Origin of the sequence: Paenibacillus sp. AR247 (genome assembly GCF_002968895.1) — a bacterium.
Lineage (GTDB): Bacteria > Bacillota > Bacilli > Paenibacillales > Paenibacillaceae > Paenibacillus_AQ > Paenibacillus_AQ favisporus.
In genome coordinates this window covers 1,842,721-1,853,288 of the sequence record NZ_PCZT01000009.1, presented here as the reverse complement: position 1 = coordinate 1,853,288, position 10,568 = coordinate 1,842,721, and the positions used below count along the sequence as shown (strand labels likewise).

Annotated in this window: 12 protein-coding genes and 3 pseudogenes; 10 read left to right on the top strand and 5 right to left on the bottom strand. The window is 53.5% G+C overall.

The features are described 5' to 3' along the window. From CPT76_RS17075 to CPT76_RS17065, 3 genes are all read left to right on the top strand, one after another. Window positions 1-665 (top strand): class I SAM-dependent methyltransferase (locus CPT76_RS17075; protein WP_105443690.1); only part of this gene is annotated, 665 nt, incomplete at its 5' end. Window positions 666-966: 301 nt separating this feature from the next. Next, window positions 967-1,395: a GNAT family N-acetyltransferase gene (locus tag CPT76_RS17070; protein ID WP_105443689.1), complete on the top strand. Its 429-nt coding sequence runs from the start codon at window positions 967-969 to the stop codon at window positions 1,393-1,395. Between the two features lie 275 nt (window positions 1,396-1,670). After that, on the top strand, window positions 1,671-2,183 hold the full coding sequence (locus CPT76_RS17065; RefSeq protein WP_258168549.1) for a GDSL-type esterase/lipase family protein: 513 nt from the start codon (window positions 1,671-1,673) through the stop codon (window positions 2,181-2,183). Window positions 2,184-2,248: 65 nt separating this feature from the next. Here the strand turns inward: CPT76_RS17065 and CPT76_RS17060 are convergent, their stop codons facing one another. The 4 genes from CPT76_RS17060 to CPT76_RS17050 are packed head-to-tail and all read right to left on the bottom strand — an operon-like array spanning window position 2,249 to window position 4,697. Then, window positions 2,249-2,917: a tetratricopeptide repeat protein gene (locus CPT76_RS17060; protein ID WP_105443688.1), complete on the bottom strand. Its 669-nt coding sequence runs from the start codon at window positions 2,915-2,917 to the stop codon at window positions 2,249-2,251. Between the two features lie 45 nt (window positions 2,918-2,962). Continuing rightward, on the bottom strand, window positions 2,963-3,814 hold the full coding sequence (locus tag CPT76_RS17055; RefSeq protein ID WP_258168548.1) for a translation factor GTPase family protein: 852 nt from the start codon (window positions 3,812-3,814) through the stop codon (window positions 2,963-2,965). Next, window positions 3,727-4,158, bottom strand: a complete 432-nt coding sequence (locus CPT76_RS39915; protein ID WP_258168547.1) for a GTP-binding protein — start codon at window positions 4,156-4,158, stop codon at window positions 3,727-3,729. Before CPT76_RS39915 ends, CPT76_RS17055 begins: the two co-directional genes overlap by 88 nt. A 29-nt stretch (window positions 4,159-4,187) precedes the next feature. Further along, window positions 4,188-4,697, bottom strand: a complete 510-nt coding sequence (locus CPT76_RS17050; RefSeq protein ID WP_308737602.1) for a hypothetical protein — start codon at window positions 4,695-4,697, stop codon at window positions 4,188-4,190. 238 nt (window positions 4,698-4,935) lie between these two features. Here CPT76_RS17050 and CPT76_RS17045 point away from each other — a divergent pair. The 7 genes and pseudogenes from CPT76_RS17045 to CPT76_RS17020 all read left to right on the top strand — a co-directional run bounded on the left by CPT76_RS17045 (window position 4,936) and on the right by CPT76_RS17020 (window position 9,684). Beyond that, window positions 4,936-6,607: pseudogene (locus CPT76_RS17045) on the top strand (glycoside hydrolase family 13 protein). 187 nt (window positions 6,608-6,794) lie between these two features. Further along, complete coding sequence (locus CPT76_RS17040; RefSeq protein ID WP_089546510.1) at window positions 6,795-7,385, top strand: HD domain-containing protein; 591 nt, start codon at window positions 6,795-6,797, stop codon at window positions 7,383-7,385. A 128-nt stretch (window positions 7,386-7,513) separates the two neighbouring features. Continuing rightward, window positions 7,514-8,168, top strand: a pseudogene (locus CPT76_RS17035) (SGNH/GDSL hydrolase family protein). A gap of 54 nt (window positions 8,169-8,222) precedes the next feature. Beyond that, window positions 8,223-8,471, top strand: coding sequence for a helix-turn-helix domain-containing protein (locus CPT76_RS17030; RefSeq protein ID WP_076168349.1), 249 nt, complete (start codon window positions 8,223-8,225; stop codon window positions 8,469-8,471). A gap of 117 nt (window positions 8,472-8,588) precedes the next feature. Then, window positions 8,589-9,167: a glycoside hydrolase family 25 protein gene (locus CPT76_RS17025; protein WP_105443687.1), complete on the top strand. Its 579-nt coding sequence runs from the start codon at window positions 8,589-8,591 to the stop codon at window positions 9,165-9,167. Between the two features lie 47 nt (window positions 9,168-9,214). Then, window positions 9,215-9,298, top strand: a pseudogene (locus CPT76_RS42150) (YjcZ family sporulation protein); the annotation flags it as partial. A gap of 146 nt (window positions 9,299-9,444) precedes the next feature. Continuing rightward, the gene (locus CPT76_RS17020) at window positions 9,445-9,684 is read left to right on the top strand and encodes a hypothetical protein (protein WP_105443686.1); all 240 of its coding nucleotides are present in this window, start codon (window positions 9,445-9,447) and stop codon (window positions 9,682-9,684) included. 231 nt (window positions 9,685-9,915) lie between these two features. Here CPT76_RS17020 and CPT76_RS17015 read toward each other — a convergent pair whose 3' ends face one another. Beyond that, entirely contained in the window at window positions 9,916-10,242 is a 327-nt protein-coding gene (locus CPT76_RS17015) for an SPW repeat protein (protein ID WP_105443685.1), read from the bottom strand. Window positions 10,243-10,568 lie beyond the last annotated feature (326 nt).

Below are 10,568 nucleotides of genomic sequence, written 5' to 3'. Positions count from 1 at the left end.
AGCGCTTTTACGAAGATAACGATCTGTTTGAACAGGGTACCTGGATGGCTCAACCGGGACCGGTCGTCATGGAAATGCTGGAGCGGCTGCTCCAGCATCGCGAGGATGCGCAGGTGCTGGATCTCGGCTGCGGCGTTGGCCGCAACACGATTCCGGTCGCCGAGCGGTTGCGCGGAACCCGGAGCCGGGTGGTCGGGGTGGATCTATTGAAGGATGCCGCTGCCAAGCTTAAGGAAAATGCAGTGGAATTCGGTGTACAGGAGCTGGTTGAATCTGAGGCCGCCGATGTGGAGCATTACGCGATCGAGGCGAATGCCTACGATTACATCATTGCGTGCTCGGCACTGGAGCATACGTCTTCGCGTGACGCCCTGGAACGGGTGCTGGACCGGATGAAGCGCGGGACGCGGACCGGCGGGATCCACTGTATCACCATGAGCACGGACGTAGAGGAAGTCGACCGGGTAACCGGAGAAGTTCGGAAGGGATTAATCGAGACCAATTTGGCGCAGCAGGACGCTATGGCGCGGCTTCAGCAGCATTACCGGGATTGGAACATCCTGATCGAACGGGTGGTACCGCAGAGTATCGAGGAAGTGAAGGATGGACGCAGCATCGATTTTCGCTGTTCCCTGATCACGTTTGCCGCACAGAAGATCCGATAAAACCGATGTGCGTGCAGCTGCATCCCTCATAAGCCGCTTAACGATTTGATCGAAGTACGAGGTCTATCAACCTTTGCCCCATGACAGCCAGCGGCTGCCGGGGCTTTTTTTCGCTCAAATAAGCTAGGGTTGGAAACGCGATGACATGGAGACGTCAGGAGGGGTTCTGCTTGATCCTGGCCCACCCTGCAGTTTCGGTCCGGTTGAAATTTACGCGCAGACAAGGTACAGTAACGAAACAGAATTCTTTTTGCCATGATAGGGCAGAGCAGTGAATGTGAATTTACAGGGGGCAGAACCTATGCTGTTAAATATCAAAAATTACATACGCAAGCCGGAGACGATGGAGCTCATCTCCTATGCGGTTTTTCCCGATGACCGGTCGATTGAGCAGGCGATCCAGCAGTACGAGGCCAACGACGCCTGGCAGCTGTACGGTTTTGAAGACGGGGAACTTCTAGTCGGGGTGATCGGCTTTGAAAAGATGGATGATACTTTGCTGATCCGCCATATTTCGGTCATCCCGGAAAACCGCGGGCTCGGGTACGGAAGGGGCATGATCCTTGAAGTGCTGGCGCAGGAAAAGCCCGCCAGGGTCGTAGCGGAGACGGATGAGGAGGCGGTCGACTTTTACCGCAGCATCGGATTTGAGGTGCACAGCCTGGGCGAACTGTTCCCGGGAGTGGAGCGTTTCCGCTGCGTTTACGAAGCCGAAGAGGATGAGGAATAAAACTGCATATAAGATGAAAATAACGAGAGCCGGTTCCGGATAGGGACCGGTTTTTAAAATCAAAAATCCCGCGCATGGTCCCGTTTCGCTCCCAGGCCCGGATACATATACTGCAGTAAGCAGCTTATGAGTCAGAAGGGGGGCGAAGGCTTTGGTGTATTCATACACTGCGATAGGGGATTCATTGACCGTCGGTTTTGGAGCCTTGCCGGGAAACGGTTTTGTTCCAGTGTATCGGGGAATGGCGGAACAGCATGTAAGAGCTTTTGTATCTTATGAAAATTTTTGGCGTAAACGGGTTGACGACGTCAGGCTTGTATGAGCACATCTCCAGAAATGGGGCGATGCGGCAGGCGATCAAGCAGGCGGAGATCATTACGATTTCTATTGGCGGAAACGATCTGATCCGGGCGGCCAAAAGCGCACCGTTCGGCTCGAAGGCTTCCCAGCATTTCAACCAAGCGTTGAGCCAGTGCAAAACGAATGTGTCGGGAATTCTTCGCACGATCAACCAATTAAAAGGCGGGGGCCAGCGCCCTTACATTATTCGCGCCGTAGGCTTGTACAACCCGTACCCGCAGGTTGAAGAGGCGGGTTACTGGGTACAGCAGTATAACCGTTTTTTAAACGGATACGCCGGCGGCAACCTGGGGGTCGCCAACATTTACGGTTCCTTTCAGGGAAGGGAAAGGGAACTGCTGTCGCTTGACCATCTGCATCCAAACGGCAGGGGGTATCGGGTGATTGCGGAACAGCTTAACGCGTTGGGGTACCGGCCTTTGGCCTAAGCAGCCTGGCACAAAAAAACNGACCCGGCAATCGGGTCTGTTTTTTTGCTGGTCTGGACCCGCACTCACTTGCGAAGCATGCTGAGGACGGCCCACTTTCGTTCCTGGCGCTTTTTGTACTTGGGCAGCGCCCGGTACAGATCGATCGATTCCTGGAACGCCGCTTTGGCATCCTGGGTCCGGCCAAGGGATTTGTACATCATTCCGAGCAGGTAGTAGCCCTCACAGGAGGAGGACTGGATCTGCTGGAATTCCTGCACGTAGCTCACGGCCTTGGCCTGGTCGGTGCTCTTATAAATATCCGCCAGTCTTAGATAAGGGCGGCCGTATTTGACGCGGGGGTTCAGCTCAAGCGCGCGCAGGATGTGCTGTTCACCCTCCTGAATGCGCCCCAGCTTGAGCTTGACGGTACCGAGGTCATCCCAATATTCGGCGGAATCCTCGGACTGGGTTTCAATGGATTCCAGCAGGCGGAGCGCCTCAGGATACTTTTTCCGTTCGATCAGCAGGCGGGCGAGCTCGTGCTTGGAGGAGACATCGCTGGGGCTCATCGTCACGTGGGCTCTCAGCTTGGATATCCGGTTCATCCGTTTAAATGGCTTGGTCACGCTCGGAAAAATGCCCACAAATTTTCTGTCCAGCAAGTAGACGATGATCAGCAGGACAAGAATGGCCAGGAAGGGGTTTCCGAGCAGCCGGGCCAGTATGAAAAACAGGGCGATTTTAATAAACATAAATCCTCCTTATGAAAAACGCCGGGCCAGGCTGCAGCGAGCAGCTTATTGGCTCGACAGTGCGCTTCGTACGCTTAAAATGTATTTCGATTGATCCAGCGGGTTGACGCCCCGTCTCTGGCGGGCGGCATTGGTTTCCGGCGGGGCTTCCTGATATCCGGCAAAAGAGGAAGCCATCACGCCGCGGCCGCCGGTCATGGACCGCAGCTTCACCGGAAATTCGAGCGAAGTCGCCGCCGGAATGATGCCTTCGACCATAAAGCGTCCGTGCAGGATGGAAGGCGGCTCAAACTCCGCGCGCATCTGCACCAGGTCGCTGAGGATTTTGCCCCCGTATTCCTCGGGGGTGGTGATGCGGAACCGAAGCATCGGCTCCAGCAGGGTCGTGCCCGTCGCGGCCAAGCCGTTCATGATGCCCATCGGCGTGGCGACGACAAAATCGAGCGGATGCGTATGCCATACATGATGCTCTCCTTCAACGAGGGTTACCCTGAGGTCGGTGACCTCCCAACCCAGCAGCCCCTGCTGCAGGGCCTCCGGCACGCGCCGCTCCACCTCGTTCTGGTAGCTCGTCAGCAGATCTTCGCTCCGTACCTGGGAGCTGTATACGAGGCCGCTCCCGCGGGGGAGCGGTTCGATCGTGAACCGGAGCACGGCCCAGCACGGCTTGGGCATCGTATAGGCGATAAAGCCTTCGCCGGATTGGCTCGGCGTTTCCTTATAAATTACGGAAGGCTGGCCGAACCGGACCTTCAGGCCAAAACGGCTCTCCAGCTGACTGGACAAAATTTCGAGCTGGATGGAGCCCATCACTTTAAGATGGAGCTCACGCTCGTTCGGAAGCCACTGCAGATCGAGCAGCGGATCGGGATGTTTAAGGATCGGAGCGCATGCCACACCGTTTCCGTCTGGGATTGAACGCCCTCGGCCGCGGATACGATGAGGATGGCCCCATCCATAACGCGCATCGACCGCTCCACCTCGGATAGAAAATCGACGTGGCCCGGCGTGTCGATGACGTTGATATGTATGCCTTTCCAATGGAGCGTGGTCGCGGCGGCACGCACGGAGATGCCCCGCTCCCGCTCGACTTCGAGCGAATCGGTCAGCGCCGTTCCTTGATCCACGCTGCCCAATGTGCGGATCGTGCCGCTCTCAAAGAGCATATGCTCGGTCGTGGTCGTTTTACCTGCGTCGATATGGGCAAAAATGCCGATGTTTCTCGTTTCTTTGGTCGTCATAGCGCTGATGCCACCCCGTATGCTTCGGATTATAGTGACTCTATTATAGCATGGGGGAACGATCCGCAGCCTTTTTCGCACGAATTCAAGGACTCCGAAAGATTGCAAGCCGTTTTATTTTTCGAAATTTGAAAGGTGAATTTCCATACGGCCTGGTTTCCCGAATATCGGCCCCGGTTCTCCGTGACCGTCACTTTCATCTCCACCAGCTGGGTTTTCTTTGTCAGCGTGCTGACTTTAATCGATTTCTGGGCTTTGCCTTCGTCCGGAATCTTGTCCTGTTCTTCGGCGTAGGTGTACAGGTTGATCGAACTTACGTTTTTGAGGGTGACGGAACTGCCCTCCTCCACTTCCTTACCGTTCACAGAAGCCGTGTAATACCACTCATTGCCAACATGCTCGTTCTTAACTAACTGAACGCTCACCAGTTTGACATTCCAGCCGGAAGCGGATGCAGCCAAGGCAGGTGTGGCGCCGGCAACCACGATCAACAGAACGGCAGTGATCCATAAGCCTAATTTTTTGATGAATGAATCCATTGTGTACCGCCTTTCGCTATAGTCCATATAGAAACTTCTTTTAATAAGGTAGACCCCTATCGTACTATAACCCCTTTTGTTAAATTGTTCCATATGGAATTTGGGAATTTAGCGGATAACGGTTTACACGCTGTTTCGTTATAGGCCGCCCTGGTTGGGGTAAGCATAGAAGGATGGAATTCTGCTGCCGCGAGTATGGCATTGGCGGTGTATATGCAAAATGGGAGGAATGACGAATATGGAACGCACGTGGTGGAAAGAAGCCGTCGTGTATCAGATCTATCCCCGCAGCTTTAAAGACAGTGACGGCGACGGGGTCGGCGATATTCAAGGGATCGTGTCGAAGCTGGATTATTTGCAGGAGCTGGGGGTAGACGTCATCTGGCTCTCTCCGGTCTACAAGTCGCCGAATGACGATAACGGTTACGATATCAGCGATTACTTCGAGATCATGTACGAGTTCGGCACGATGCAGGATTGGACGCAGCTGCTGGACGGCCTGCACGAACGCGGAATGAAGCTGCTTATGGATCTGGTCGTAAACCATACATCGGATGAGCATGCCTGGTTTGCGGAATCCCGCTCATCCCGGGACAACCCTTACCGCGACTATTATATCTGGCGCCCCGGTAAAGGCGGGAATACGCCGCCGAACAACTGGAGGTCCTTTTTCAGCGGGTCGGCCTGGAAGTATGATGACACGACCGGAGAATACTATTTGCACCTGTTTTCAAAGAAACAGCCCGACCTGAACTGGGACAATTCGAAGCTCAGGCAGTCAGTGTACGAGATGATGACCTTTTGGCTGGATAAAGGCGTGGATGGCTTCCGCATGGACGTCATCAACCTGATTTCCAAAGTTCCGGGACTTCCAGACGACGGGGAGGACGGACTTGGAGACGGCAGCCCTTATTTTATGAACGGCCCGCATGTGCATGACTATTTGACGGGAGATGAACGAGCAGGTGCTGTCGAAATACGATGTGATGACCGTTGGGGAAACACCGGGCGTATCGGTAGAAGAAGCTCTGAAGTATACCGGAGCGGACAGGAAGGAGCTGCAAATGGTGTTTCAATTTGAGCATATGGACGTCGATGCGGGCGACGGCGACAAATGGACCGTGGTCCCATGGACGCTGCAGAAGCTGCGCGGCGTGCTGCATAAATGGCAGACCGGGCTGGCGGAGGACGGGTGGAACAGCCTGTATCTCAACAATCATGACCAGCCGCGGATGGTGTCGAGATTCGGCAATGATGGTGTATACCGGGTTCCTTCGGCTAAAATGCTCGCTACGCTGCTGCACACGCTTAAAGGCACGCCTTACATCTATCAGGGCGAGGAGCTCGGCATGACGAACATCCAATTTAACAGCATTGAGGACTACCGGGATATTGAAATTTTGAACATGTATGAGGAACGGGTCACGCAGGGAAATGCGGATCCGGGAACGATCATGGAGGCGATCCATACCAAGGGAAGGGACAATGCGAGAACGCCAATGCAGTGGAACGCCGGGCCCAATGCCGGGTTTACGACAGGTACGCCTTGGATCCGGATCAATCCCAATTACAAGGAAATCAACGCGGAAGCGTCGATGAGCGATCCGGATTCGGTCTTCCGCTATTATCAGCGGCTGATCGCTTTGCGCAAGCAGAATCCCGTGATGGTATACGGGGATTACCAGCTCCTGATGCAGGATAACGAGCAGATTTATGCGTATACCCGTACTTTGGGCGAGGTGATATGGCTTATCGCTTTGAATTTTTCGGAATCGGCTGCGATCCTTGAACTTGACGACAGGTACAGCGGCATGAAACGGGAGCTGATCATCGGCAACTATCCCGAGGACGGAATGGAACCCGAGCGGCTGCGCCCTTATGAGGCAAGAGTCTACCGGATGTTCACGTAATGTCCGGCTGCTCAAAGAACAGACTTCTCAGAACGTACTCTCGCGATGAAGGAAAGCGTCCCGGCCATGGCCGGGTCTTTTTTGTTAAAAGAAGAAAAGAATTGCAGGGAATGCCCGAAGCGTGTCCGTTTTGTCATGGGCTGTTGGATATGATATGTTCGTCCTAACGTATAGGAGGTTGTTAGCCATGAATGAACGTTTGAACCGGCAGATCGAATTTATCAGGGAAATCGACAAGCTGAAGACGATCTACCGTCAGTCGTACCTGATGGACAAATCCCGGCACGAAAATGATGCGGAGCACACCTGGCATATTACGCTCATGGCCTGGCTGCTCGAGGAGCATTTGGATCAGCGGAAGGTAAATCTGCTTCGGGTCATGAAAATGCTCCTGGTGCACGATTTGGTTGAAATCGATGCAGGTGACACTTTCGCTTATGATGAGCAGGGCCAGGAAGGGAAATTCGAGCGGGAAATGGTCGCGGCCAAGCGGATTTTCGGGCTTCTGCCCGTCGATCAGCGTGATGAAATGCTGGCCCTGTGGCTCGAATTCGAGCAGCGGGAAACCCTGGAATCGCGCTATGCGGCGGCCATGGACCGGATTCAGCCGCTGCTTCACAATTATTTTACCGGGGGAAAAGCGTGGCAGGAACACGGAGTTGCGGCAGACCGCGTCCGGGCGCGGATCGTTTTTTTGCAGGAGGACCTGCCGGACCTGTATTCGCTGGTTCAGCACTTGATCGACGACGCGGTCAAACAGGGGTATCTCCGCCCCTGATCCCGAACAGAATAAGGGACTTTTCGGTATAGACGGTCCCCGCCAATGTGATAGAATGATAGTAACTGCTAAGCGAACTGCGATCCACATATTACTTGCCTGAACGCAAAAGGAGAGGGACTAGAGCGATGAAGCTGAGCCAAAATGATACATTACTCTTTATTGGGGATTCCATTACGGATTGCGGCCGCGTCCGGCCGGTCGGGGAAGGCGGCTTCGGCCAGCTGGGCAGCGGTTACGTCGCACAAGTCGACGCGCTGCTGAGCGCGGTATACCCGCAGCTTAACATCCGGGTGCTGAATACGGGAATCGGCGGAAATACCGTCCGTCATTTGAAGGAGCGCTGGGAGAGCGACGTGCTCGACCTGAAGCCGGACTGGCTTTCGATCATGATCGGAACCAACGATGTGTGGCGCCAATTCGACCATCCGCTGAATCCGGATCAGCATGTGTATTTTGGACGAATATGAAGCGACGCTGCGGGAACTTGTACAAACGACACGGCCTAGGCTGAAGGGGCTCGTCTTGATGACTCCATATTACCTCGATCCGAACGTGAACGACCCGATGCGTGCAACGATGGACGTCTATGGGGCCGTCGTCAAAAAGGTCGCCGCGGAATTTGACGCCATCTTCGTCGATACGCAGGCTGCTTTCGACGCGTTGTCGGAGCATGTCTATCTGTCTTCGTTGGCTACGAACTGGGACCGTGTCCACCCTGGATCCCGCGGACATATGACGCTGGCGAGGGAATTTCTGAAAGCGGTCGGCTTCACCTGGTAAGTTAATATTGAAAAAGTTGCCCTGCCTTCCGATATATAGGTTGAGGTGATACGGATGGCCAAGAAGGGGCAAGTTTTTAGCTCATACAGCCTGGATACCAAACGGAAGGCCGTACATATGCGTCTTCAAGGGATGACCAAAAAAGAAGTGGCTGCCGCATTAGGCATCGCCGACATCGGCCGGTTAAAGGTATGGATGAGGAAATACCGTGAGCACGGGGAATCCGGGCTCATGGATCAACGAGGCCGCTCAAGGGAAACACTGACGATCGATCGGCCCTTGGCGGAACCGGTTCAGCATTAAATTTCGGGGAAGAAGCTCTGATTTGACAGGGCTTCTTTTTTTACGCGGGAAGGGCCGGGCCGGAGCACATTTTGCAAATGGGTCTGGATTGTCCATACGTTTGTGCATTTATGACATATGGATAAAATAACCTTACAATCAGCCATATATGCCGCAAAGGTAATACGAATGGAGGTGTTGTCAGTGCAAAGCCGGAGTGCAACCCACGCCAAAGGCATAGATGTGTCGCATTGGCAGGGCATCATCGATTGGAAGAAGGTCCGCGGTGCGGGATATTCGTTTGCCTTTCTTAAAGCGACGGAGGGATCCCGGATCGTCGACGACCGCTTCCGGGCCAACGCGCAGGACGCCAAAAACGCGGGGCTTCTCGTCGGGGCATACCATTTTACCCGTGCGGCCTCACCGGATGATGTCAAGAACGAAGTGGATCATTTCCTTCAGGTGATCGAAAGTGCCGGAGGGCTGTCCGCGTTCAAGCTGCCGTTTGTGCTGGATATCGAAACGAAGGAAGGCCAGACCAAGGCGCGGATCAGCCAGATCGTGAATACGTGGGGAACCCAATTCAAGCAGCGGACTGGCCGAACCCTGATGATCTATACGTTTCCAAGCTTTATCGATTCTTACCTGGATTCTTCGCTTGGCTNTTACCCGCTGTGGTATGCCTATTACGCCAGCGGTACGCCAGCCAACAAGTAACCGGAGGGAGGGAATGAAATGAGCGGAGTCGTTGAGGTTATGGCTGCGGCGTAAATCCTTTCGCATCGACAGGTGCAATTTTGGTCCTCTTTATTTTGTTGGTCATCATTACCCGTTCTTTCTGGATATAACGACTACAGAAATATAGTTTGCTCACCTGTTTTCGGCGTCCTGCCGGGGACAGGTGGCTTTCTTTGGATGCTATAGCCTGTACATACTTTCGGGCGTGATTCATTTTTGGGCAGCCGGGTATTTGTACTCCAAGAGGTGATGAAACATGGACAAGGAGTACAAGGACCGGCAGGAGCCAGTGAATCGTGATGAAAACGAAAAACATGCACACATGGATCATCCGGAACAGTATGCCACCGAGCGCGAAAGCCTGTTCGACCGCTTCGAAAGCGAACGCAACGTGGATCCGATCCCCGTGGAGGATTTAACCGAAAATATGAAGGACGAGCAGAATAAAGAGCACACCAAAGATTCCTCCTCCAGCGAAAAGAAATATCGACCGTAACAGCCCGGCTTTCCTTACGGACAGGATCAAGAAAAGAAAAAGCGCAGGTTCCTCCCTTATAATTGGGACAAGCCTGCGCTTTGCTATGCTCTCGGCTGCAGTCATTTGCTCATGGTGCCTGGTGTTGGCTGATCTGGCTTTTATTTTTTAGTTAGAAGAAACAAGAACTTAAGTTGATTGCAACAAGGGCTGTTCTAAGGTACGCGGATCCGCGGCTTTTCTGCTTTGGGCTTAATCTTTGGCGCCCATCGTGATCAAATTGAGAAGCACTGTTACGGCACCAAGAATAATACTGGTCCATAATGCGCTTGTATCTACGGAATAAACGAAAGGGAATACGATGAACCAAACTCCGGCAAGAAGCGAAATCCAATTTTGCCAGGAGCCCCATCCCGAACTGGAGAACGCCCACAATGAGGCGATCAGCTGAACGGCACCGATAATGACGCTGGTCCACAATGCGCCGTTATCGTCAGAGAACCCGAAAATCCAGGGAGCGATAATAAACCAAATGCCAATCAGAGCGACAATCGTGTTGTCTACGCTTCTGAGCTTCATACACACACCTCCGGTTATATATTGCCAACATCAGGATACGTAAAAATCATATGCAAATAATTCCAGTTCATGACCTGCTGTACAAATTAACATCTGGAGTCAGTTGGATCCTAGAAAAGGGTATCCTTGCCCCGGACTCCTCCATTGGCTGAAAGACGGGATGAAGTAATCGCCGTCATCCTGCACACTGCCGAATGGTTCGCGATTGCCGCCAGGGCCCCCGCCGTGTCCTCCGCCTGGGCTACCATAGCCTCCGCCACCGTGATAACTCCATGACAGGGGATCAAGTAGTAAAAGACATTCTAACGCCTCCCATTCTCAACTAT